We start from the raw sequence: 23,302 nt of genomic DNA on the forward strand, positions 1-23,302 counted from the left end.
GGCTCGACTCCGTGTCCGCACGAAGAGGGGGACCCATGTTCGCGCGCAACCGTACGGCCGCCCGCCGCAAGGCGGCCTTGTTGGCCGGCACCGCCCTTTGCGCCCTGTCGGTCGTGGATGCCGCCCATGCCCAATCCTTCTGGAGTGGTGGCGCGGGCGACTGGTTCGACCCCGGCAACTGGACGGCGGGCGTCCCCGATGCCGGCGACACCGCCATCGTCAACAATGGCGGCACCGCACAGATCGGCGCGGCGGGCGCCGTCTCCGGCATCGGTTCGGCCGGCGAAACGGCGGGCAACAGCGGCGCCGTCGCGATCGACGGCGCGGGCTCCACCTGGACCATCGGCAACACGCTCTATGTCGGCAACTCCGGCACCGGCACGCTCGACGTCACCGATGGCGGCGCGGTCTCCAACCACAATGGCGCCCTCGGCAACACCGCGACCGGCAGCGGCACGGCAACGATCGACGGCGTGGGCTCGACATGGACGAACGGCGGCCAGCTCACGATAGGCGGCGCTGGCGAAGGCACGCTCGAAATCTCCGGTGGCGGCGCGGTCTCGAACACCGCGGGCACGATCGGCAGCAATGCTGGCGGCATCGGCGAAGTCACGGTCGATGGCGCGGACTCGCAGTGGACCAATAGCGGGGATCTCGTCGTCGGTTCGTCTGGCACGGCCGGATTGAACATCACGGGCGGAGGAACGGTTTCCAATGCAAGCGGCTATGTTGGAGACCTCGCCGCAGGTGAAGGAACCGTCGCGGTCGGCGGTTCGGGATCGTCCTGGATCAATAGCGGGCATAGCCTGGTTATCGGATGGTTCGGGACGGCGACACTCGACATTTCGGATGGCGGATCGGTTTCGGGTACGGCCGGATATATCGGCAGACAAGGCGGCAGCACTGGCAGCGCCACGGTCGATGGCGCGAATTCGATCTGGACCAACAGCGGCGAACTCTATATCGGCGACCGCGGCTCCGGCGCGCTCGACATCCTCGACGGCGGCGTGGTCTCGAATACCAATGGCTATATCGCCAATCAGGCGGGAAGCTCCGGCGACGTCGCGGTCGATGGCGCGGGCTCGGAATGGAACCTGAGCGGCAATCTGGCCGTCGGCAATTCCGGCGATGCGACGCTCGCCATTTCGGGCGGCGGCGCGGTCTCGAATGTCGACGCGCTGGTCGGCTATTTCGCGGCCGGCAGCAGCGCGGTCACGGTCGATGGTGCGGGCGCGATCTGGAGCAATTCCGGCGAACTCACCATCGGCGTCTGGGGCGGCGCCACGCTCGACATCGCCGATGGCGGCGCGGTCTCGAACACCACCGGCTATATCGGCCGCCACGCGACCGGCGACGGCGAAGTCACGGTCTCGGGCGCGGGATCGACCTGGACCAGCTCAAGCACCCTCTATGTCGGCGATTCCGGCACCGGCACGTTGACGCTTGCCGCGGGCGGCGCGGTCGAGGCAGGCACCGTCACCATCGCCAGCAACGCCTCCTCCACCGGCACGCTGAACATCGGTGCGGCGGCGGGTGATGCGGCGGCAGGCGCGGGCACGCTCGACGCGGCCTCCCTCGCCTTCGGCGCGGGCACGGGCACACTGGTCTTCAACCACACCGGCACCGATTACCTCTTCGGCGCCGCCATTTCCGGCGCCGGCGAAGTGCGGGTCGAAAGCGGCGAGACGATCCTCACCGCCGCCGCCACGCATACCGGCGGCACGGCGATCTCGGGCGGCACGCTGCAACTCGGCAATGGCGGCACCGCGGGCGCGCTCGCGGGCGACCTGGTCAATGACGGCACCTTCGCCATCGACCGTTCCAATGCCTACACTTATGCCGGCGTGATGTCCGGGTCGGGCGACTTCCGCCAGACGGGCACAGGCGCGACGACGCTCACCGGCGACAGTTCGGCTTTCGCCGGCTCGATCTTCGTCGAGGCCGGCATGCTGATCGTCAACGGCATTCTCGGCGGCACGCTGAACGTCACCGGTGCCCTGCTCGGCGGTTCCGGCACGGTCGGTGCGACGACGCTCGGCGCCGGCGCCACCGTCGCGCCTGGCAATTCCATCGGTACACTGAACGTCTCCGGCGACTTCGCCTTCGACGCGCTCTCGATCTATGAAGTCGAGGTGAATGACGGCGGCGACACGTCCGGCGTCAACAACGACTTCATCGACATCGGCGGCTCGCTGACGATCGACAGCGGTGCTTCCGTCTGGGTTACGCCCCGGAACGGTACCGATGACGGCTCGACCTACACGCCCGGTCTCGTCTACGCCATCATCGAGGCAAATGGCGGCATCACGGGCACTTTCGGCTCGGTCGGCACCGACATGGCCTTTCTGAGCCCGGAACTCTCTTACGACGTCAACACCGTCTATCTGAGCCTGCTTCATGCCGCCGATTTCGAGGATGTCGCGCAGACCCCGAACCAGAAGGGCGTCGCCCAGGCGCTGCAGATGCTGGGTGCCGGCAATCTGCTCTACGACGTCATCCTGGGCATGACGGATACGCAGGCCCGCGCGGCCTTCCGGGCGCTGTCGGGTGAGTCCCACGCCAATTCGCCGGCGACCGCCTTTCTCGGCGCGCAGCAGATCAGGCAGCAGATTCTTGCGCGGCTTGCCAATCTCTTCGGCGGCAACTTCGGTTCAGGCGGCACCGGCGGCGTGGTGCTGGCCGGTGCGCCGGCTGCGGGCGATGCGGTTCCCGGTGCCGCGTCCGTCTGGGGTCAGCTCTTCGGGTCGTGGGGCCGGACCGATGGCAATGTCAACAACGCCGCGCTCGCCCGCAACAGTTACGGATTCGTCGGCGGCATCGACCGCGAGATCGGCGATGGTCTTCAGGCAGGCGTCGCTTTCGGTTACAGCCGCGGCTCCTACGACGTGCGCGGCCTCGCATCCTCGGGCGACAGCGACAATTTTCACATCGCCGGTTATGCCGGCAGGCAATTTGGACAGGCGCATGTCAAAGGCGCGCTGTCCTACAGCTACGGCCACACCGAAGCGCAACGAAACGTCGTGGTGGGTGGCGTCACGAGCGATCTGTCCGCCAGCTATGGCGCGCATACCTTCCAGGCATCGATCGACGCGGGGTACGATCTCGATCTCGGCCCCGTCGTACTGACGCCGTTTGCCGGTCTCGCCGCCATCCATGTCGAAACCGAAGGCTTCACCGAGACCGGCGGTCCCGCCGCGCTGACCTTCGCCGCGCAGGGCAACACCACCGGCGTCTCGACCCTCGGCCTGCGGGCCCGCCGCCAGGCCGGCAGCGTCGGCATGACAGGGTCGCTCGCCTGGCGCCATGCCTTCGGCGATGTCGAACCCGCCTCGCGCGCCGCCTTCGCCTCGGCGCCTGCCAACCCCTTCACCGTGCGCGGCGCGCCGATCGCGGAGAACACGCTGGCCCTCGAAACCGCTGTCGACCTCAGACTGGCCGATCGCACAACCCTCACCTTCGGCTATGCCGGCGAATACGCGTCTGATGCCCGCGACCACGGGCTCAGGGCGGAACTCCGTTTCGAGTTCTGAGAAGCGATAGCCGGCCTGACGCCCCGCTGTCACCCGGCGTCGGAGGTCGCGTCCCCCGGCATCCCGGCCGCGATCGTTTCGCCGATGACGCGGCGCAGCCAGGCATGTCCCGGATCGGCTTCGTCGCTGATATGCCACGACATGCTGAGCGAGACGCGCGGCATGTCATAGGGCATGGGGAAGATGTCGAGGCCGAGCTTCTCCTGCATCGACATGGCCATCATGCGCGGCACGATCGAGATCAGATCGGACGCCGCCACCAGCGTCAGCACCGACCACAATTTGGAAACCTCGACGACGGTCCGCCGCTGGCATCCCTGCGAAACCAGGATTTCCTCGATCCCGGACTTGGCCCGCAGCGAGGGGATCAGCACGACATGGCCCAGCCGGTCGAAATCCGACCGTTCCAGTGTCGCGCCGATTTCGGGATGGCCGTGCCGCGCGATGCAGACGAATTCGATGGTGCCGAACTGGGCGCTGCATATTTGCGGATGTTCGGCGACATAAAGCGGAAAGGCGAGATCGATGCGCCGGTTGTTGAGTTCGTCCATCGCATCGAGGCCGTAGATCGGCAGCAGCTCCAGCGAGGCACCCGGCGCCTCGCGCATCAGCCTGGCGATCAGCGGCGGCATCAGCACCGGCTCCAGCGGGTCGTGCATCACGATGCGGAATTTGCGTTGGAGCGAGGCCGGGTCGAAGCGCACCCCCTCGACCGCCACCCGGATCGCATCCAGCGCCTCGCGCACCGGCCCGATCAGCTGTTCGGCCCGTGTCGTCGCCGCGAGCCCGCTGCCCGAGCGCACGAACAGCGGATCGCCCAGATGTTCGCGCAGCCGCTTCAGCGCATGGCTGGTCGCCGGCTGGCTGAGCCCCAGATGCTCGGCCGCGCGGCTGATATTGCGTGCTGCATAGACCGCGTCGAAGACCCGAAGCAGATTGAGGTCGAGATTGCGTATATTCATGTCGCGAATAGCTTCCATGATGAATATGAAGTTCGCAATAGGAAGGCGGCCACTTAGCGTCCAGCCCGTGATTTGGTGCGCGCGCTGGAAATCCGGCGCGACGGAGCTTGGGGGGGCGCCGCATGTCGTCGAAAACCGTCTGCACACGGCCACGCCGCCGATCGCGCCGGGCCGCTGTCGCGCTGGCCTCCCTGCCGATGCTGTGGTCGGCAGCGCCCGCCGCCGCCGCCGATTGGGATGTGCCCGGTCCGGCCGACTGGTTTGTCGGCGGTAACTGGGATCCCGTGGGCGTGCCGGGCGCCGGCGACACCGTCAATATCGACAATGCCGGAACCGCGACGATCGCCGCGCCGGGCGCGGTATCGAACGAAGCTGAAATCGGCCTGACCGTCGGCAATAGCGGCGCCCTCGCCGTCAGCGGTGCGGGCACCTGGACCAATGGCAGCATCATCCATATCGGCAATGCCGGCACCGGCGCGCTGACCGTCGATGCCGGCGCCACCGTCAATTCCTTCTCGACCCGTCTCGGACAGGCCGCCACCGGCATCGGCACCCTCACCGTCGATGGCACCGGCGCAACGCTCGCCAACACCGGCGATCTGATTGCCGGCGTCTTCGGCCATGGCACGGTCGATATTCTCGATGGTGGTTCGGCGAGTGGCGGCATTGCTTATCTCGGTCTCGTGGCCGGCAGCACCGGCATCGTCAACATCGATGGCGCGGGCTCGAGCTGGACGGGCGTGAATTTCATCTATGTCGGCGAGGAGGGCGACGGCGCGCTCACCATCGCCGATGGCGGCACGGCCGGCAATTCCAGCGGCTTCATCGCCTTCGGCCCCGGCAGCACCGGCGCCGCGACCGTCGATGGCGCCGGCTCGCTCTGGACGAACAATGGCGACCTCCATGTCGGCCGCAGCGGCATCGGCACGCTCGATGTCACGGCGGGCGGCGTCGTCACCAGCACCGGCGGCAGCATCGGCACCTTTGCGGCCGGGGCCGGCACCGCCACGGTCGCGGGCGCGGGTTCCGCATGGACCCTCGGCGGCAATCTCGCGGTCGGTCAGGCCGGATCGGGTGAGTTGACCGTCGCCGATGGCGCAACGGTCACGGTCGATGGCGGTGCCGGCACGGTGACGGTTGCCGGCGCCGGCGGGTCGACCGGCACGCTCAATATCGGTGCCGCCTCGGGCGCTGCGGCGGCGGCCGCCGGCACGCTCGATGCCGCCTCCATCGTCTTCGGCGCCGGTACCGGCGAACTCGTGTTCAATCACACCGGCCTCGGCCTCGCTTTCGGCACCGGCATTTCCGGCGCCGGCGCCGTCACGGTCGAGAACGGCGTCACCGTGTTGACCGCGTCGGCCGGCCACACCGGCGGCACGACAATCTCGGGCGGCACGCTGCAGGCCGGCAATGGCGGCACCACGGGCGCGCTTTCAGGCGATCTCCTCAACAACGGCATCTTCGCAATCGACCGTTCGAACGACCACACCTACAGCGGCGTGATGACGGGCAATGGCGATTTCAACCATCTCGGCACCGGCACGACGACTTTCACCGGCAACAGCATCGCCTTTGCCGGCGCCACTTCGGTTGATGCCGGAACGCTGATTGTCAACGGCCAGCTCGGCGGCGCGTTGAGCGTTGGCAATGCGCGGCTTGGCGGTTCGGGCACGGTCGGCCAGACCGTGCTCGGCAATGGCGCCACCATCGCGCCCGGCAATTCGATCGGCACACTGAGCGTTGTCGGCAATCTCGATTTTGCCGCCGGCGCGACCTACGAAGTCGAGGTCGATGATGGCGGCAACACGCCCGGCGTCAACAATGATCGGATCCACGCAACCGGCATCGCCACCATCGACAGCGCCGCCATGGTGACGGTGCGGCCCGAAAACGGCACCGATGACGGATCGACCTACACGCCCGGCACCGTCTACACGATCCTGACCGCCGATGGCGGCGTCGCCGGCACCTTCGGCGGCGTCACCGACAGCTTTGCCTTTCTGGATGCCGCGCTCTCCTATGACGCGCTGAACGTCTATCTGACGCTCCTCTCCTCGGCGGCCTTCCAGGATGCGGCGCGCACACCGAACCAGTTCAACACGGCCGGCGCGGCTGATGCCCTCGGCGCGGGCAATCCGCTCTATGACGCGATCGTGCCGATGACCGAAGCCGATGCGCGTGCCGCTTTCGATGCGCTCTCGGGCGAGGTCCATGCGACGGCGCGGCTCAACGCCTTCCATGTCATGCGCCAGATTCGCGAAGCGGTCCTGATGCGGCTGCGTTCGGCGCTGCCGGGCAAAGCGTCTGGCGCAGCGACGGCCAGCGCCATTGCGCCGCTCGGCATCGGCGTCTGGGCTCATGTCTTCGGTGCCTGGGGCTCGGCCGACAGCGACGGCAATCATGCCGCGGTCGATCGCGACGGGGCGGGTTTCATTGCCGGCATCGACCGCGAATTCGGCGCCGCAAGCCGCGCCGGCATCGCGCTCGGCTACAGCCGTTCGGGTTTCGATGTCGATGCGCGTATGTCGTCGGGCGACAGCGAGAATTTCCACATCGCCGGCTATGCCGGCACGAAGCGCGGCGCGCTCGCGCTGAAGGGCGTCGTCGCCTGGAGCCATGGCGCGGTCGAGACCGGGCGCACCGCAACCGTCGGTGGACTGACGAACCGGCTGACGGCGGATTACGACGCATCGCTTTTCGAGGCCGCCATTGAGGCCGGCCTCGCTCTCGATGCCGGTCCCGTCATGCTGACGCCCTTTGCCGGCCTCGCCGTCATCCATGCCGCGACCGACGGCTTCACCGAAACCGGCGGCGCTGCCGCACTGACGGTTGCCGGCGCCAGCGACACCGTCGGCGTCTCGACGCTCGGCCTGCGCGCGCGGCGCGAAGCGGGTCATCTCGGGCTTTCGGGTTCGCTCGCCTGGCGCCACGCCTTCGGCGACATCGATACCGCCTCGCGCATGGCCTTCGCTTCGGCGCCGGCCACCACCTTCGCGGTCCGGGGTGTGCCGATCGCCAGAAACGCGCTGGCCCTCGAGGCCGCCATCGACGCGAGGCTCGATGCGCAGACGACCTTCACCTTCGGCTACACCGGCGAACTCGCCTCCGACGCCCGCGACCATGGCCTGCGGGCGGAACTGCGAATCGCCTTCTGAGCAAGGCGCGGCGCGCCAGACCGGGGATTACTTTATTTAGGGCAGTCATGCTGCCCCGAAGCGGGGACAAGTCGGACTTGTCCCCGGTCTGCGCCCGGGGATAAACCCGGGGACAAATCGCTGCCCGGGCCCTTTATGACAGTTTTGTGACAGTTCCGTGACAGAGGGGGGGTTTTCTGTGAATCCCTGCTGTCTGTCGGGGGGATTGCCTTCACTTCCCGTCCGCCGCATAAACCCCCCGCGCGCCCGCTTCAGGGGTGTGCGGAGCTCACGGATTCGATTGATGGAACAGCCCCAGAACCGCGTCTTTTCAGGCGTGCAGCCCACCGGCAACCTGCATCTCGGCAATTATCTCGGCGCGATCCGCAATTTCGTGCCGCTGCAGGAAACGCATGAATGCATCTATTGCGTGGTCGACATGCATGCGATCACGGTCTGGCAGGAACCGCAGGAACTGGCCGCGAACACGCGCGAGGTTGTTGCGGCCTATATCGCATCGGGCATCGATCCGTCCACGAACATTATTTTCAACCAGTCGAAGGTCTCGGCCCATGCCGAGCTCGCCTGGGTCCTGAACTGCGTCGCCCGCATCGGCTGGCTCAACCGCATGACCCAGTTCAAGGACAAGGCCGGCAAGGATCGCGAGAAGGCGAGCGTGGGTCTTTATGCCTATCCGGTGCTGATGGCAGCGGACATTCTGGCCTATCGCGCCACCCATGTGCCGGTCGGCGAAGACCAGAAACAGCATCTGGAACTGGCCCGCGACACGGCGCAGAAATTCAACAATGATTTCGCCGCGCCCGATTTCTTCCCGCTGCCCGAACCGTTGATCATGGGTCCGGCGACGCGGGTGATGAGCTTGCGCGACGGCACGAAGAAAATGTCGAAGTCGGATCCCTCCGATCTCTCGCGCATCACCATGCGCGACAGCGCCGACGACATCGCGAAGAAGATTCGCAAGGCCCAGACCGATCCCGATCCGCTGCCCGAAACGGTCGAAGGCCTCAAGGGCCGCGCCGGCGCCGACAATCTGGTCGGCATCTATGCGGCGCTGGCCGGTCTCTCGAAGACCGAGGTGCTCGAACGCTTTCCGGGCGCGCAATTCTCGGTCTTCAAGCCGGCGCTGGCCGATCTCGCGGTCGAGAAACTGTCGCCGATCACCGATGAAATGAAGCGGCTGATGGCCGATCCGGCCTATATCGACAAGGTGCTGGCCGACGGCGCGGTGCGCGCCCGCGCCATCGCCGATCCGATCATGAACCGCGTCAAGGAGATCGTCGGTTTCATCTAGAGGCCGAACAACTTGATCCCGCGGGGCGCCGGCCCCATCTAGACTGGACCGCGCCCGCAACCCGTGCCCGACGGAGCTTTGCCCATGCCCTTCCGCGAACGCCTTGCCGCCCTGTGGGACAGGCTGCGTCACCGCTGGATGTATCGGCGCGGCGACGGCACGGCGTCGCCCGCAGCCGCGTCCGGCACAAAAGGCCCTTCGCTTGCCGGCCTCTCCGCCGCGCTCGACCGGCCCGGCATGGGCGGCATTCTGCGCCGCACGGCGGCCGCGCTCGTGGTTTTCATCCTGCTCTACTATCCGATCGGCATGATCTGGGTTCATGCGGTCGACGACGATCCGGACTTCGTGCCCGATGCCGCCGACTTCGTGCCCGAAGGCAGTGCGGCGGTCGCGATGGCCGCGGCCCTGATCGATCGCGAGGTCAATCGCCACAGCTGGGTTGCCAACGATCCCTTCTTCATGCCGGGCACGCTGCTCGACAACATGCCCAACTATCAGCAGGGCATCATGTCGGCGCTGGCGCGCTTCGGTTTCGAACTGACCGATCAGCTTGGCCGTTCGCGCGGATCCTCGGAGGCCGATCCCGATCTGCAGCGCGCCGCCGGTCTTCTGCAATATCCGGGCAATGTCTGGATCTGGAACCCGACCGTTTCGCTGGTGCCGCGCGCCAGTTCCGAGTCGCAATATCGCGACGCGCGCGCGCATCTGCTCGGCTACAACAACCGCCTTGCCCGCGGCACCGCCAATTTCGACATTCGTTCCGACAATCTGCTGGCGACCATAGACCGTTTTGCGGCCGATATCGGTTCGTCATCGGCCATGATCGACAGGCACATCGCGGAGAATGCGGGCGGCTGGATCGATACCGGCGCCGACGATGTCTTCTACACGACCAAGGGCAAGCTCTACGGCTACTACATGATCCTGAATGCGCTCGGCAGCGATTTCGCGCCGGTCATCAAGGAGCGCAATCTGCAGAAGCCCTGGGACGAGATGATCGCAACCTTCCGCAAGGCAGCACTTCTCGATCCGCTGGTGATCATGAACGGCAGACCCGACGCCCAGTTTCAGCCGAACCACCTGGCAACCCAGGGCTTCTACCTGTTGCGCGCGCGCACGCAGCTGCGCGAGATCAGCAATATCCTGCTGAAATAGGGGCTTCGTTCTGGCGCTTGCTCCGCGCCGTCGGCGGTGGCAGCATCGCGCCCATGAACGATCAGAAGACAGACCGGACCGGCAAGGCGACCACCAAGCGGCGCAAGTTTCTCGTCGTCGTCGACGGCACGCCGGAATCGGAAGTCGCCATTCATTTCGCCAGCCTGCGCGCGACGCATACCAATGGCGTCGTCACGCTGCTGGCTGTGATCGAGCCCGGCGAGGCCTCGCAGCAATGGCTCGGCGTCCAGAACATCATGCGCGAGGAAGCACGGGCCGAAGCCGAGGAACTGCTTCATCGTCTTGCCGCGCATGTCAACGAGTATGCGGGCATCGTCCCGGAACTGGTGATCCGCGAGGGCCGCCGGCTGGAGGAAGTCAAGCAGCTGATCGAGGAGGATCGCGACATCGCGATCCTGGTGCTGGCCGCCGGCACCGGCAAGGAGGGACCGGGGCCGCTGGTCACGATGGTTGCCGGAACCAGCGACAAGGCCTTTCCGATTCCGGTGACGGTCGTGCCAGGCAACCTGACCGAAGAGGCGATCCGCGCTCTGGCTTGATTCTGCGGACCGGGCAGTCCATCTATAGCCCGAGAGCGGCGATGCGCCGCAAACCCACGATCTCAACAGGGTCTTGTCATGTTTATCCAGACCGAGGCGACGCCGAATCCGGCGACCTTGAAATTTCTTCCGGGCCGCGAGGTTCTGGGCGAAGGTCGCGCTGCCGATTTCCCGACCCGCGAGGCGGCGGAACGCTCGCCGCTCGCCATGCGTCTTTTCGCGGTCGAGAATGTCGCCGGCGTCTTCTTCGGTTCGGATTTCATCACCGTCACCAAATCGGGCGGCGAGTGGCAGCATCTGAAGCCGGCATTGCTTGGCGCGATCATGGAACACTTCACCGGCGGCGCGCCGATCCTCTTTGCCTCCGCAGAGGAAAGTGCGCATGCGGATGGCAATGGCGAGAACGGCGAGATCGTCCGCGAGATCAAGGAAATTCTCGATACCCGTGTCCGCCCCGCCGTGGCGCAGGACGGTGGCGACATCACCTTTCAGGGATATGAGGACGGTATCGTGTTCCTCAACATGCAGGGCGCCTGCGCAGGCTGTCCCTCGTCCACGGTAACGCTGAAGCGTGGCGTCGAGAACATGTTGAAGCATTACATCCCCGAGATCGTCGAAGTCCGCCAGGTCTGACACCGCGCCTGACGCGTGGTCACTTCGCGGCTTCGGGGCTGGCGCGTCCCGGCGAACGCGCTATCGTGTCTGCCGCATCCCAGTCATCTCATCCGGAGGACCCACGGCCATGACCATGATCGGCGACGACGCGCTCGACACGATCTTCCGCAATGCGCGCACCCACAATGCGTGGAAGGACGAGCCCGTTTCCGACGCCAGGCTGAAAGAGCTTTACGATCTGATGAAATGGGGCCCGACCAGCGCCAATTGTTCGCCCGCCCGCATCGTCTTCGTGAAATCGAAGGAAGCGAAGGAGAAGCTCGCACCGGCACTCTCGGAAGGCAACCTGAAGAAGACCATGGCGGCGCCCGTTACCGCCATCATCGGCTATGATGTCGAGTTTTACGAACGCCTGCCCGAATTGTTTCCGCACGAGCCGAATGCGAAGACCTGGTTCAACTGGTCGGCCGAATGGGCGGAAATGACGGCCTTTCGCAATGGTTCGCTGCAAGGCGCCTATTTCATGATTGCGGCGCGTGCGCTCGGCCTCGACTGCGGGCCGATGTCGGGCTTCGACATGAAGAAGGTCGACGAGGCATTTTTCAACGGTACCACGGTCAAGTCGAATTTCCTCTGCAATCTCGGCCATGGCGATCCCTCGGCGCTCTTTCCGCGCAGCCCGCGTCTGCCCTTCGACGACGCCTGCAAGATCATCTGACCACGGAGCGCCCTTGATCGTTCTCGCATTCGACACCGCGCAAGGCGCGCTTTCGGCCGCCATCCATGACGGCGAGGGAGTACTTGCCTCGGCGTTCGAATTGCGGGCGCGCGGTCATGCCGAGGAACTCCTGCCGATGATCGAGACGGTGCTGGCCGAATCCGCGCTGGGTTTCGGCGATCTCGATGCGCTGGCCGTGACCATCGGGCCGGGCACCTTTACCGGGCTTCGCGTCGGCCTTGCGGCGGCGCGCGGGATCGCGCTGGCGCAGGGGCTGCCGCTTGTCGGCATCACGACGCTCGAGGCGGTCGCGGGCGACGTGGCCGCCGAGCCGGACGAGGCCATCGTCGCGGCTTTCGACGCGCGCCGCGGCGAAATCTATCTCCAGGCCTTCGACGCGGCACTTGTGCCCTTGACCGAACCCATGCTGGTGGCTGTTGCGGAAGCATCGCGCCACCTGCCGCCGCACCGCAAGCTGCTGCTGGTCGGAACCGGCGCCACGCTGCTCGACGAGGCGCTGCACGGCTTTGTGCGGCGCCTTGCCGATGCGCCGGCTCAACCCCGTGCCGAGACGGTGGCGTGGCTGGCTGGCCGCCGTCTCGAAGCCGAAGGGCACGAGGCGTTCCGCCGCGCCCCGGCGCCGCTCTATATCCGCGCGCCCGACGCGAAACTGCCGGGCGGCCGCGATCCGGACGCGGCAGCGTGAACGCGACCGCGATCCGCACCCTCGACGCCGGCGAAATGACCGCCGCGGCCGCGCTTCATGCGCGTTGTTTCGACGAAGCCTGGGATGAACCGGCGCTGACCCGGCTGGTTGCGGCGCCGGGCACATTCGCGCTTGGTGTTGGTGAAAACCCGCTTGCGGGTTTCGTCCTTGCCCGGATCGCGGCGGGCGAGGCGGAGATCCTGACATTGGCGGTCGATCCGGCGTCCCGCGGCCGGGGTCTCGGCCGCCGCCTGATGGAGGCTGTCGCCGCGTCAGCGCTTGCGGGCGGCGCGACGGCGCTCTTTCTCGAAGTGGCCGAGGACAATGACGCGGCGCGTGCTCTCTACGGCCGCCTCGGCTTTGATGAAGTCGGCCGGCGTCCGGCCTATTATGCGCGGCCAGATGCACGCGTGGCGGCACTCGTTCTGCGGCTCGATCTGGCCGCCGCCGCACCGTCGTAAATCCTTGATCTTTGAGGGGTCATATCGGGCGGGCGGAGCCGGCCGGTCTGCCGCACGGAGATGACAACAAGGCGCCTGTTGGCCTATGATGCTTCCAATGAGCGACAAGACAACCATGACCGCGGCCTTGCGCCCGGAAGATGTGCCCAGCGATCCCGACCGGATCGAGAATCTCTGCGTCGAGAAAGGCATGCGCATGACCGATCAGCGCCGCGTTATCGCGCGCGTGCTTTCGGTTGCGCACGACCATCCCGATGTCGAAGAGGTCTATCGGCGCGCATCCGATGTCGACAGCAAGATTTCGATTGCGACCGTCTACCGTACCGTGCGCCTCTTCGAAGAGGCCGGTATTCTGGAGCGCCACGATTTCCGGGACGGCCGCTCGCGCTACGAGCAGGTGACGGAAGATCATCACGATCATCTGATCGATCTTCAGTCGGGCGCGGTGATCGAATTCCACAATGACGAGATCGAGCGCCTGCAACAGATCATTGCGCGCGAACTTGGCTTCGAACTGGTCGATCATCGCCTCGAACTCTATGGCGTTCCGCTCAACCGCGGCCGGAAACCGGACAGCAAGGGCAACAAGGCGTAAGGCGCCGCCGTCGCTGAGCGGGCAGGGAGACGCATATGGCAACCGCTCGCGCCGCCATTCTTCTGGCAGGCTTCATTTCCTCGGCGATTCTGTTGATGCCGCTGCAATGGCTCGGGCTGAAATTCGGTCTGTCCTATGCCAGCACGCTGCCCAATCGCTATCACCGTTTTCTCTGCCGCATGATCGGCATCCGGGTGACCCGCCGCGGCGTGCCGCATCAGGGCAGTGCCTGCCTGATTGCCGCCAATCACACCTCCTGGCTCGACATTCCGGTCATCGCTTCGCTCGAGCCCTGCTCCTTTGTTGCCAAGAGCGAAGTGGCCGGTTGGCCGTTCTTCGGGACCCTGGCCCGGTTGCAGCGGACGGTATTTGTCGAGCGCGAGCGGCGCACCCGTACCGTCCATTCGCGCAACGAGATTCATGCCCGCATCGCGGCCGGCGACCGGCTGGTGCTGTTCCCGGAAGGGACCTCGTCGGACGGCAATCGCGTGCTGACCTTCAAGAGCGCGCTGATGAGCGTGGCCCAGCTGACTATCGTTAACGGCGACGAGGATCGCGAGGCCGATCTTGTCGTCCAGCCGATGTCGGTCACCTATGTGCGCCTGCATGGACTGCCGATGGGACGCTATTTCCGGCCGTTTTTTGCCTGGTACGGCGACATGGAGCTGTTCCCGCATCTCTGGGAGGCCTTTTCGCTCGGCCCCATCGAGGTGGTCGTCGAATACCACAAGCCGGTGACGATCCGCGAAATCGGCAATCGCAAGGCGCTGGCCGCCTATTGCGAGAGCTGCTGCCGGGAGGGCCAGACCCGGGCCCTGACAGGGCGTCTGGCCGAGCCCGCCGCCGACGGTGCCGCACTTGCCGCCGCGGAGGGCGCGGTCCGGCGACTTGCCGGGGCGGGCGGCTAGATGTCCCTCCCTGCCGCCGCCCATTCCATGATAGGGTTCGCCTGAGCCCGGCCGTCCGGCCGTGTGATCGAAACGAGAGAGCGTCCGAAGGAGACGAGCGCACATATTGCCCAATGACACAGTGCCACCCCGTCCTGCCGCGCCGGGTCAGGCTTCGATGACCGAAGCGCAACCCCGCGCGCCGCGCAAGAAAATCTTCGTCAAGACCTATGGCTGCCAGATGAACGTCTATGACTCGGCGCGCATGGTCGACGTCATGGCGCCTGAAGGCTATGTCGAGTCCGCCACGCCCGACGACGCCGACATCATCCTTCTGAACACCTGCCATATTCGCGAAAAGGCAGCCGAGAAGGTCTATTCGGAGCTTGGCCGCCTGCGCGCGCTGAAAAAGGAAAAATCCGATCGCGGCGAAAGCCTGCTGATCGGCGTCGCCGGCTGCGTGGCCCAGGCCGAAGGCGAAGAGATGCGGCGTCGCGCACCCATGGTCGATCTGATCGTCGGACCGCAGACCTATCATCGCCTGCCCGAATATGTCGCGCGCCTTGCCAATGGCGGACCGGCGATCGTCGAAACCGAGTTTCCCGCCGACGACAAGTTCGAAAGCCTGCCGGCCCCCGAGCGCAAGAAGACCCTGGCGCGCGGGGCAACCGCATTCCTGACCATTCAGGAGGGTTGTGACAAGTTCTGCACCTTCTGTGTCGTGCCCTATACGCGCGGTTCGGAGTTTTCCCGTCCCCTCGCCCGCATAGTCGACGAGGCGCGCGCCCTGGTCGGTGCCGGCGTTCGCGAAATCACGCTGCTCGGTCAGAATGTGAATGCCTGGCATGGTGAGGACGCGCATGGCCGTCCGGCGACCCTCGGCCGTCTCGTTCGCGCGCTTGCGGAGATCGACGGGCTGGCGCGGTTGCGTTACACGACAAGTCATCCGCGCGACATGGATGACGAATTGATCGCAGCGCATGCCGACGTACCGGCATTGATGCCCTATCTGCATCTGCCTGTGCAATCGGGCTCGGATCGCATCCTTGCGGCGATGAATCGCCGCCATACGGCGGAAGATTATTTGCGGCTGATCGACCGTATTCGCGCCGCCCGTCCCGATATCGCATTGTCGTCGGACTTCATCGTCGGCTTTCCCGGCGAGTCCGAAAGCGATTTTGAGGCAACGCTGTCGCTGGTCCGGGCGGTCGGTTATGCGCAAGCCTACAGCTTCAAGTACAGCGCCCGTCCCGGCACGCCGGCGGCAAGCGAGGAAGATCAGCTTTCCGACGAGGTGAAGAGCGAGCGTCTGCAGCGCCTTCAGGCACTTCTCGGTGAACAGCAGCTTGCCTTCAATGCATCCTGTGCGGGCCGCATCATGCCGGTGCTGTTCGACCGCCGCGGCCGGGAAGAAACGCAGCTCGTCGGGCGGAGCCCCTATCTTCAGTCGGTCCATATCGAGAACGCGCCGGCCCATCTCTTCGGGAAGCTCGTCGATGTCGAGATCGAAGAGGGCTATCGCAACAGCCTGCGCGGGCATCTCCGCGCGCACGAAACGGTCCCGGCATGACCGCAACGTCGCTGTCGCAAGGTCGATACGGTGAAAGGACAGGGTGCAGTTGAGTGCAGCGGATGGGAGCAAGACGGTGGAGAGTGCCGACAGCCTCGTGATTGCCTTCGACGACAACCGGCTGTTGACCGAACTGTTCGGCGCCAATGACCGGCATCTGGCGCGGATCGAGCAGGGTCTTGGCGTGCTGGCGACGTCGCGCGGCAACAAGCTGGTCATTACCGGTACCGCGCATGCGCGCAATCAGGCCGATCGCGTGTTCAAGGATCTCTATGCCCGTTTGAAATCGGGCGAGGAAGTCAATGCCGGCGAGGTCGACGGGGCGATCCGCATGGCAACCGCACCCGACGCGGACCTGGCGAAGCCGCAAGGCGGCACAAGCGGTCACCGCATCCAGACCAAGCGCCGCGTCATCGGGCCGCGTTCGCAGACGCAGGGTGCCTATATCGATGCGCTGATGAACCATGAACTCGTTTTCGGCATCGGCCCGGCCGGCACCGGCAAGACCTATCTCGCTGTTGCCGTCGCGGTCTCGATGCTGCTGCAGAAACGCGTCGATCGCATCATCCTGTCGCGCCCGGCCGTCGAGGCCGGCGAGCGTCTCGGCTTTTTGCCGGGCGATCTGAAAGAGAAGATCGATCCCTATCTGCGTCCGCTTTACGACGCGCTCTACGACACCCTGCCCGGCGAGCAGGCGATGAAGGGCATCGAATCCGGCGAAATCGAAGTGGCGCCGCTTGCCTTCATGCGCGGCCGCACGCTGGCCAACGCTTTCGTCATTCTCGACGAGGCCCAGAACTGTACGCCGGTCCAGATGAAGATGTTTCTGACACGGCTCGGCGAGAACAGCCGCATGGCGATTACCGGCGATCCAAGCCAGGTCGATCTGCCACTTGGTGCGAAATCGGGTCTGAGGGATGCGCTCGAGGTTCTGGACGGGGTCGAGGGCGTTGCAACCGTGCATTTCACCGATGCGGATGTGGTACGCCATCCGCTGGTGACGCGCGTCGTCAAGGCCTATAACAGCCGCGACCGCGGCCTGATCGGCGACGGGTCCAAATGACGGTGGCCAGAGCATCGGGTCATACCGGCCATGCCGTCGCGCACCCGGATTCGGGCACCGGCCTGATGATCGACATTCTGCGCGAGGCCGGTGACTGGAGCGCGACCGACGAGGAATGCGTCCGCCAGGCAGCGGCGCAGGCCTATGGCACGCTGCGGGGAAGGGCGCCGGCCGAACTCTCTGTGGTGCTGACGGACGACGCGCAGATTGCCGATCTGAACAAGGCCTGGCGGGGCAGGAGCGGACCGACCAATGTGCTCTCCTTTCCGGCCGCCGAAATGCCGGCTGCGGAAGCCGCGCTTCTGGGCGATGTCGTGCTGGCGCGCGACACGATTGTCCGTGAGGCCGAAGCTCAGGGAAAGAGCTTTGTCGATCACCTCGCGCATCTCATAATCCATGGCGTCCTGCACCTGCTCGGCCACGATCACGAAGACGAAGCAGAGGCGGAAGCCATGGAAGCGCTCGAGCGCAGAATTCTGGAAGATCTCGGTATCGCCGATCCCTACGATGCCGATCGCCTTGCCCCGTGAGCCCTGAACGACGATGACCGATACGACCGACCGACCATCCTCTTCTCCCGCCGCATCGCCGCGGACGCGTTTCGGCTGGCTGCGCGCATTGCTGGGCGCAGGCAATGGCGACAACACGCTGCGCGAAAGCCTCGAGGAGGTAATCGAGGAGCATGATGGAACGCGGCGCAGTCTGACCGATCAGGAGCGCCACATGCTGGTCAATATCCTGAGCTTCGGCCAGTTGCGCGTCGACGATGTCATGGTTCCGCGCGCCGATGTGATTGCGGTGGAGGAAAATGCATCGCTGGAGGAAGTCCTGCGTCTCTATCGCGAATCGGCGCATTCGCGCATGCCGATCTATCGCGAGACGCTGGACGATCCGATCGGCATGGTGCACATCAAGGATGTCATGGGGTGCCTGGCGCCGCTGGATGGCACGGTCGACATGCGTCCGCCATTCACGCTCAGATCGATCCGTCGTGAGGTGCTGTTTGCGCCGCCGTCGATGCCGGCGCTCGATCTTCTGGTCAAGATGCAGGCGACCCGCATCCATCTTGCTTTGGTGATCGACGAGTATGGCGGCACGGACGGTCTGGTTTCGATCGAGGATCTGGTCGAACAGATCGTTGGCGAGATCGAGGATGAACACGATACGGATGAGGGACCGGCCCTTGTGCGACGCGAAGATGGCACCATCGATGCCGACGCGCGCTGCCCGATCGAGGAACTCGAAGAGATGACGGGCCTCCGGTTGATCGAAAGCGGCGACGAGGACGATGTCGACACGCTGGGTGGGTTGGTGTCCTCGCTTCTCGGTCGCGTGCCTCTGCGCGGCGAAATGGTGCGTCATCCGGCCGGACTTGAATTCGAGGTCAAGGACGTCGATCCGCGCCGTATCAAGCGCATGCGCGTTCATCTTCTGCCCGCGGCCGGCTGCGCCGGCGAGGCGGCCCCCTCGACGACCGCGGCGAGCTGACGCGTGCGGTTCGAGAACGGTCTTTCGGCCGCCGTCTACCATGTCGAGCGGATAGCGGCCGAACTTGCCGAGCTTCGCGGCTGGCGTCGTCTCGCTGCCGCCTTTCTCGCCGGTGCGCTGAGCACGCTGTCGCTGCCGCCCTATGATTTCTTCCCGATCCTCTTCCTGACTTTTCCGGTCCTGGTCTGGCTGCTTGACGGCGTCGGCGAGCCGACGCGCTCGCGACGGCGCCGCGTGATGTGGCGCGCCGGTTTACTCGGCTGGTGGTTCGGATTCGGCTATTTCTTTCTGGGTCTCTACTGGATCGGCCACGCCTTTCTGGTTGAGGCGGACAAGTTCGCCTTTCTCCTGCCGCTCGCCGTGACGCTGCTGCCGGCGGGACTGGCACTCTTCACGGCCGCTGCCGCTGCGCTGGCGCGTCTCTTCTGGTACCGCGGCTACCGCCGCATCGCCGTTTTTGCGGTCGCATGGACGATCTTCGAGTGGTTGCGCGGCCATGTATTGACCGGCTTTCCCTGGAACCTGATCGGTCAGAGTTTCAGTGCGTCCGACGCGCTGCTGCAGGCGGGTGCCATGGTTGGCGCCTATGGACTTTCCTTCATCGCGCTGCTGATCGTGACCGCGCCCGCAACCTTCGACAGCCGCGTTCACGCGGCACGTCGCGGTTCCGGCATGGAACTGCTGGCGGCGCCGGCAATCGCCCTGGCCGGCCTTGCGCTTGTCTGGCTGGCCGGGGTTGCGCGCCTCTCGGCCGCGGACATCGCCGCGCCCGAGGCAACCGGCACATCGATCCGCATCGTTCATCCCAACACGCCGTTCGCCGACAAGTGGGACGACGAGGGACGCATCGTCGCGATCATCGGTCAGTTGCTGCGCATGTCGCGCGAGCCGACGCCGGAACGCCCGCAGGGCATCGATGGCAACACGGTCGTTGTCTGGCCGGAAAATGCCGTGCCCGTTCTGCTGGCGCGCGAACCCTATGTGCTCTCGGCGATCGGCCGTGCGCTGCCGCCCGGCGCGCAGGTCATTGTCGGCTCCAATCGCGGCGAGCCGGCGCCGGATGGTCCGGCCAATCACCTGCGCGTCTTCTACAACAGCCTCTATGTCGTCGACGCCACCGGTGCGATTGCCGCTACCTATGACAAGCATCATCTTGTGCCCTTCGGCGAATATGTGCCGTTGCGCCATCTGCTCGGCCGTCTCGGTCTGCGCCAGCTGGTGCAGTTTCAGGGCAGCTTTGATGTCGGGCCGGGGCCGGTGACGCTCGACCTGCCGGGCATGCCATCCGTCAGTCCGCTGATTTGCTACGAGGTGATCTTTCCGGGCGGCATCGTCGCGCCGGACCGCAGGCCGCAATGGTTGGTCAACATCACCAACGACGCCTGGTTCGGCGGCTCGATCGGACCGCATCAGCATTTGTCGCAGGCCCGCCTCCGCGCCGTCGAACAGGGGTTGCCGCTGGTTCGTTCGGCCAATAGCGGCATTTCGGCCCTGATCGATCCTTATGGCCGGCTGGTTGAGAGTCTGCCGCTCGACACCCAGGGCGTCATCGACGCCGCCTTGCCCGCAGCGCTGCCGCCCACGCTCTATGCCCGGCTCGGTGACGGTTTCCTGGTCCTGTTGCTGATCGCGACGGCCCTTGCCGCATCGTTCGGGCGCGCGCCGTTGAAACGCTAGCGCCTGGAGCCCCTGCTGAGACCGGGCAACGCGTTTCGCGGCCGGCACAGCGCCTTGTATTATGGCGAAATACTATAGATATGCACTTATGTGCATATCTTTTTGCGCCGGACTGTTGACCCCGCACCCGATCCTTGCAAAAACCTTGTCGCCGGATCAGCCGCACGGGCATTTCGGGCACAAAACTCATCTCAAACCCATGAGGGAGATCAAATTGGCGCGGTCGAATTTCCTGTTCACGAGCGAATCCGTTTCAGAGGGCCACCCCGACAAGGTATGCGACCGGATCTCCGACGCTGTCGTCGACCTCTATCTGGCGGGCGACCCCTTCTCGCGGGTCGCGTGTGAAACGCTGACCACGACCAACAAGATCGTGTTGGCCGGCGAAGTGCGCGGCCCGGCTTCGATCACCAAGGAGCAGATCGAGGAAACGGCGCGTCAGGCCGTGAAGGCGATCGGCTACGAACAGGCCGGCTTCCACTGGAAGAATGCCAGCGTCGACGTGCTGCTCCACGCGCAGTCGGCCGATATCGCCCAGGGCGTCGATGCAGCCGGCAACAAGGACGAAGGTGCCGGCGACCAGGGCATCATGTTCGGCTATGCCTGCACCGAAACCGATGTGCTGATGCCCGCGCCGATCATCTATTCGCATCGCATCCTGAAGCGCATGGCCGAGGATCGCCATTCGGGCAAGCGCCCCGAGTTCGAGCCCGATGCCAAAAGCCAGGTCACGCTGAAATACGAAAACGGCAAGCCGGTCGGCGTCACCTCGGTCGTCGTCTCGACACAGCACAAGGAAGGCGTCACGCAGGAAAAGCTGCGCGAACTGGTGCGCGCCTATGTCGAGGAAGTGTTGCCGGATGGCTGGTTTCCGCCGGATGAGGAATTCTATGTCAATCCCACGGGCAAGTTCGTTATCGGTGGCCCCGACGGCGATGCCGGTCTGACCGGCCGCAAGATCATCGTCGACACCTATGGCGGCGCGGCGCCCCATGGCGGCGGCGCTTTCTCCGGCAAGGATCCGACGAAGGTCGACCGCTCCGCCGCCTATGCCGCGCGCTATCTCGCGAAAAACGTTGTCGCAGCGGGCCTTTCCGAGCGTTGCACGATCCAGCTTTCCTATGCGATCGGTGTTTCGAAGCCGCTCTCGATCTATGTCGATCTGCATGGCACCGGCAAGGTCGAGGAAGAGGCGGTCGAGAAGGCGGTCGCCAAATGCATGGACCTCTCGCCGCGCGGCATTCGCGAGCATCTCGGCCTCAACAGGCCGATCTATGAACGCACGGCCGCCTATGGACATTTCGGCCGTACGCCGGATGCAGATGGCGGTTTCTCGTGGGAAAAGACCGATCTGGCCGACAAGCTGAAAGCGGAAATCCGCTGAGCCCTGCAAAGGCAGCCATGCGCGACGGCGCGGGCGACGAGCCCCGCCGTCACGTCTACGGGCGGACCAAGGGCAAGACGCTGAAGCCCCGTCAGGCGAATTTGATGGAGACCCTGTTTCCCGGGGTCTCCATTTCGCTTGGCAGCGCTGCCATCGATCCCCGAAGCCTCTTTGAAGAGGTCGATGAGGTCTGGCTCGAAGTCGGCTTCGGCGGCGGCGAACATCTCGTCCACCATGCGGTGCGTCATCCGCGCGTCGGTTTTCTGGGCTGCGAGCCCTTCATCAACGGCGTTGCCAAGCTCGTCGCCGAAATCGATGAGCGCGCGCTCGCCAATGTCCGGATACTTGCCGACGATGCACGCTTCCTGCTGGAGCGCCTGACGCCGGCATCGCTGTCGCGCGTCAGTATTCTCTATCCCGACCCCTGGCCGAAAAAGCGTCATAACAAGCGTCGCTTCGTCAACGAGGAGACGCTCGGGCTTCTGGCCACCGCCCTGCGCCACGGCGGCGAACTGCGCTTTGCGAGCGACATCCCTGATTATATTGCCTGGACGCTGGCCCATATCGCCAAATTCAACCGGCAGAACGGCGAGGCTTTCTGCTGGACCGCCGAAAAGGCCGCCGACTGGCGTACCCCTTATGAAGACTGGCCCGGCACCCGCTACGAAGCCAAGGCCATCCGCGAGGGCCGGATTCCGGCCTATCTGGCCTTCCGGCGTCTGTGACGCCGCAGCCCTTGCCCCGCAGCCTGAAAAGGGTCTATATAGGGCCCAATTAGTCAGCGATGCTCTCGAGAGTGGGCTGTCTCCGGAAACGGGGGCCCGCTTTTTTTGTTTCTTGGGGCCGCGATTTCGGAGAACGCCTTGGCGACCATCGGTCTGGACAGGAAAGCGGCGAACGAGACGGCGGATACCGTGCTCGATACGCCGCTTGTCGCGAGCCCGGGGCCGGCGCGTCGCATCTTCGAATTGCTGCGCGGACCTGCCGAGGGGATCGGCTTCGAGATCGTGCGCGTGCGTTTCGGCCTTCAGGACGGCCATACGCTGCAGATCATGGCCGAACGTCCCGACGGCACGATGTGTGTGGCCGATTGCGAGGAGCTGTCGCGCACCATCTCGGCGCTGCTCGACGTCGAGGATCCGATTCCGGGCGAATACAATCTCGAGATTTCCTCGCCCGGCATCGATCGCCCGCTGACCCGGCCCAAGGATTTCGAACGCTGGGCGGGCTTCGAAGCCAAGATCGAACTGACCGAGCCGATCGACGGGCGCAAGAGGTTTCGCGGTCTCCTTCAGGGCGTCGAGGACGGCGAGGTTCTCGTCGAATGCGAGATCGAGGGATTTTCGGAACCGCAGGTGCTCGGCCTGCCGTTCCGGCAGTTAAGCGAGGCCAAGCTCATCATGAGCGACGACCTCATCAGGGAAAGTCTCAAAAGACAGGGCCGGGCGGCATCCGCTCCCGATAGCCCCTCCGACGGAGAATAGA

The 23,302-nt window shown here is 65.3% G+C and carries 20 protein-coding genes; 19 read left to right on the forward strand and 1 reads right to left on the reverse strand.

Annotation, left to right across the window (positions count from 1 at the left end; all coding sequences use genetic code 11):
* Positions 1 to 35 precede the first annotated feature (35 nt).
* Complete coding sequence (locus tag AAC071_RS05985; RefSeq protein ID WP_339830898.1) at positions 36 to 3,530, forward strand: autotransporter domain-containing protein; 3,495 nt, start codon at positions 36 to 38, stop codon at positions 3,528 to 3,530.
* Positions 3,531 to 3,559: 29 nt separating this feature from the next.
* Here AAC071_RS05985 and AAC071_RS05990 read toward each other — a convergent pair whose 3' ends face one another.
* A complete protein-coding gene (locus AAC071_RS05990; protein WP_339830900.1) occupies positions 3,560 to 4,492 on the reverse strand; it encodes a LysR substrate-binding domain-containing protein in 933 nt (310 codons plus the stop codon).
* 122 nt (positions 4,493 to 4,614) lie between these two features.
* Here AAC071_RS05990 and AAC071_RS05995 point away from each other — a divergent pair, with 122 nt between their 5' ends.
* From AAC071_RS05995 to rimP, 18 genes are all read left to right on the forward strand, one after another.
* The gene (locus AAC071_RS05995) at positions 4,615 to 7,647 is read left to right on the forward strand and encodes an autotransporter domain-containing protein (RefSeq protein ID WP_339830902.1); all 3,033 of its coding nucleotides are present in this window, start codon (positions 4,615 to 4,617) and stop codon (positions 7,645 to 7,647) included.
* A gap of 283 nt (positions 7,648 to 7,930) precedes the next feature.
* Positions 7,931 to 8,938 (forward strand): tryptophan--tRNA ligase, encoded by a 1,008-nt coding sequence (gene trpS / locus AAC071_RS06000; protein WP_339830904.1) that lies wholly within the window; start codon positions 7,931 to 7,933, stop codon positions 8,936 to 8,938.
* Between the two features lie 84 nt (positions 8,939 to 9,022).
* Positions 9,023 to 10,093 (forward strand): DUF2333 family protein, encoded by a 1,071-nt coding sequence (locus tag AAC071_RS06005; protein ID WP_339830906.1) that lies wholly within the window; start codon positions 9,023 to 9,025, stop codon positions 10,091 to 10,093.
* 53 nt (positions 10,094 to 10,146) lie between these two features.
* The gene (locus tag AAC071_RS06010; protein WP_339830908.1) at positions 10,147 to 10,653 is read left to right on the forward strand and encodes a universal stress protein; all 507 of its coding nucleotides are present in this window, start codon (positions 10,147 to 10,149) and stop codon (positions 10,651 to 10,653) included.
* A gap of 78 nt (positions 10,654 to 10,731) precedes the next feature.
* Positions 10,732 to 11,286 (forward strand): NifU family protein, encoded by a 555-nt coding sequence (locus tag AAC071_RS06015; protein WP_339830910.1) that lies wholly within the window; start codon positions 10,732 to 10,734, stop codon positions 11,284 to 11,286.
* Positions 11,287 to 11,395: 109 nt separating this feature from the next.
* Entirely contained in the window at positions 11,396 to 11,986 is a 591-nt protein-coding gene (locus AAC071_RS06020) for a malonic semialdehyde reductase (RefSeq protein ID WP_339830911.1), read from the forward strand.
* 13 nt (positions 11,987 to 11,999) lie between these two features.
* Positions 12,000 to 12,692, forward strand: a complete 693-nt coding sequence (gene tsaB, locus AAC071_RS06025; protein WP_339830912.1) for a tRNA (adenosine(37)-N6)-threonylcarbamoyltransferase complex dimerization subunit type 1 TsaB — start codon at positions 12,000 to 12,002, stop codon at positions 12,690 to 12,692.
* Entirely contained in the window at positions 12,689 to 13,153 is a 465-nt protein-coding gene (locus AAC071_RS06030; protein ID WP_339830914.1) for a GNAT family N-acetyltransferase, read from the forward strand. Before tsaB ends, AAC071_RS06030 begins: the two co-directional genes overlap by 4 nt.
* 115 nt (positions 13,154 to 13,268) lie before the next feature.
* Complete coding sequence (locus AAC071_RS06035; RefSeq protein ID WP_339830968.1) at positions 13,269 to 13,748, forward strand: Fur family transcriptional regulator; 480 nt, start codon at positions 13,269 to 13,271, stop codon at positions 13,746 to 13,748.
* 35 nt (positions 13,749 to 13,783) lie between these two features.
* Positions 13,784 to 14,656 (forward strand): lysophospholipid acyltransferase family protein, encoded by an 873-nt coding sequence (locus AAC071_RS06040; RefSeq protein ID WP_339830915.1) that lies wholly within the window; start codon positions 13,784 to 13,786, stop codon positions 14,654 to 14,656.
* A gap of 157 nt (positions 14,657 to 14,813) precedes the next feature.
* Entirely contained in the window at positions 14,814 to 16,205 is a 1,392-nt protein-coding gene (gene miaB / locus AAC071_RS06045) for a tRNA (N6-isopentenyl adenosine(37)-C2)-methylthiotransferase MiaB (RefSeq protein WP_339830916.1), read from the forward strand.
* Between the two features lie 49 nt (positions 16,206 to 16,254).
* A complete protein-coding gene (locus tag AAC071_RS06050; protein WP_339830918.1) occupies positions 16,255 to 17,268 on the forward strand; it encodes a PhoH family protein in 1,014 nt (337 codons plus the stop codon).
* 65 nt (positions 17,269 to 17,333) lie between these two features.
* Positions 17,334 to 17,798 (forward strand): rRNA maturation RNase YbeY, encoded by a 465-nt coding sequence (gene ybeY, locus AAC071_RS06055; protein ID WP_339830970.1) that lies wholly within the window; start codon positions 17,334 to 17,336, stop codon positions 17,796 to 17,798.
* A gap of 13 nt (positions 17,799 to 17,811) precedes the next feature.
* Entirely contained in the window at positions 17,812 to 18,756 is a 945-nt protein-coding gene (locus tag AAC071_RS06060) for a hemolysin family protein (RefSeq protein ID WP_339830919.1), read from the forward strand.
* A gap of 3 nt (positions 18,757 to 18,759) precedes the next feature.
* Complete coding sequence (gene lnt, locus AAC071_RS06065) at positions 18,760 to 20,433, forward strand: apolipoprotein N-acyltransferase (RefSeq protein ID WP_339830920.1); 1,674 nt, start codon at positions 18,760 to 18,762, stop codon at positions 20,431 to 20,433.
* 214 nt (positions 20,434 to 20,647) lie between these two features.
* On the forward strand, positions 20,648 to 21,817 hold the full coding sequence (gene metK / locus AAC071_RS06070) for a methionine adenosyltransferase (RefSeq protein WP_339830921.1): 1,170 nt from the start codon (positions 20,648 to 20,650) through the stop codon (positions 21,815 to 21,817).
* Between the two features lie 17 nt (positions 21,818 to 21,834).
* Entirely contained in the window at positions 21,835 to 22,542 is a 708-nt protein-coding gene (trmB, locus tag AAC071_RS06075) for a tRNA (guanosine(46)-N7)-methyltransferase TrmB (protein WP_339830923.1), read from the forward strand.
* Positions 22,543 to 22,680: 138 nt separating this feature from the next.
* The gene (gene rimP / locus AAC071_RS06080) at positions 22,681 to 23,301 is read left to right on the forward strand and encodes a ribosome maturation factor RimP (protein ID WP_339830924.1); all 621 of its coding nucleotides are present in this window, start codon (positions 22,681 to 22,683) and stop codon (positions 23,299 to 23,301) included.
* Position 23,302: the final 1 nt, after the last annotated feature.

The sequence above is a fragment of the uncultured Parvibaculum sp. genome, from assembly GCF_963975745.1.
Taxonomy (GTDB): Bacteria; Pseudomonadota; Alphaproteobacteria; order Parvibaculales; family Parvibaculaceae; genus Parvibaculum.

What these genes read in the sequence shown, in the direction of transcription:
- AAC071_RS05985 (WP_339830898.1), top strand. Translation starts at nt 36, where the DNA reads ATGTTCGCGCGCAACCGTACGGCCGCCCGCCGCAAGGCGGCCTTGTTG.
- AAC071_RS05990 (WP_339830900.1), bottom strand. Translation starts at nt 4,492, where the DNA reads ATGAATATACGCAATCTCGACCTCAATCTGCTTCGGGTCTTCGACGCG.
- AAC071_RS05995 (WP_339830902.1), top strand. Translation starts at nt 4,615, where the DNA reads ATGTCGTCGAAAACCGTCTGCACACGGCCACGCCGCCGATCGCGCCGG.
- trpS (WP_339830904.1), top strand. Translation starts at nt 7,931, where the DNA reads ATGGAACAGCCCCAGAACCGCGTCTTTTCAGGCGTGCAGCCCACCGGC.
- AAC071_RS06005 (WP_339830906.1), top strand. Translation starts at nt 9,023, where the DNA reads ATGCCCTTCCGCGAACGCCTTGCCGCCCTGTGGGACAGGCTGCGTCAC.
- AAC071_RS06010 (WP_339830908.1), top strand. Translation starts at nt 10,147, where the DNA reads ATGAACGATCAGAAGACAGACCGGACCGGCAAGGCGACCACCAAGCGG.
- AAC071_RS06015 (WP_339830910.1), top strand. Translation starts at nt 10,732, where the DNA reads ATGTTTATCCAGACCGAGGCGACGCCGAATCCGGCGACCTTGAAATTT.
- AAC071_RS06020 (WP_339830911.1), top strand. Translation starts at nt 11,396, where the DNA reads ATGACCATGATCGGCGACGACGCGCTCGACACGATCTTCCGCAATGCG.
- AAC071_RS06035 (WP_339830968.1), top strand. Translation starts at nt 13,269, where the DNA reads ATGACCGCGGCCTTGCGCCCGGAAGATGTGCCCAGCGATCCCGACCGG.
- AAC071_RS06040 (WP_339830915.1), top strand. Translation starts at nt 13,784, where the DNA reads ATGGCAACCGCTCGCGCCGCCATTCTTCTGGCAGGCTTCATTTCCTCG.
- miaB (WP_339830916.1), top strand. Translation starts at nt 14,814, where the DNA reads ATGACCGAAGCGCAACCCCGCGCGCCGCGCAAGAAAATCTTCGTCAAG.
- ybeY (WP_339830970.1), top strand. Translation starts at nt 17,334, where the DNA reads ATGATCGACATTCTGCGCGAGGCCGGTGACTGGAGCGCGACCGACGAG.
- AAC071_RS06060 (WP_339830919.1), top strand. Translation starts at nt 17,812, where the DNA reads ATGACCGATACGACCGACCGACCATCCTCTTCTCCCGCCGCATCGCCG.
- trmB (WP_339830923.1), top strand. Translation starts at nt 21,835, where the DNA reads ATGCGCGACGGCGCGGGCGACGAGCCCCGCCGTCACGTCTACGGGCGG.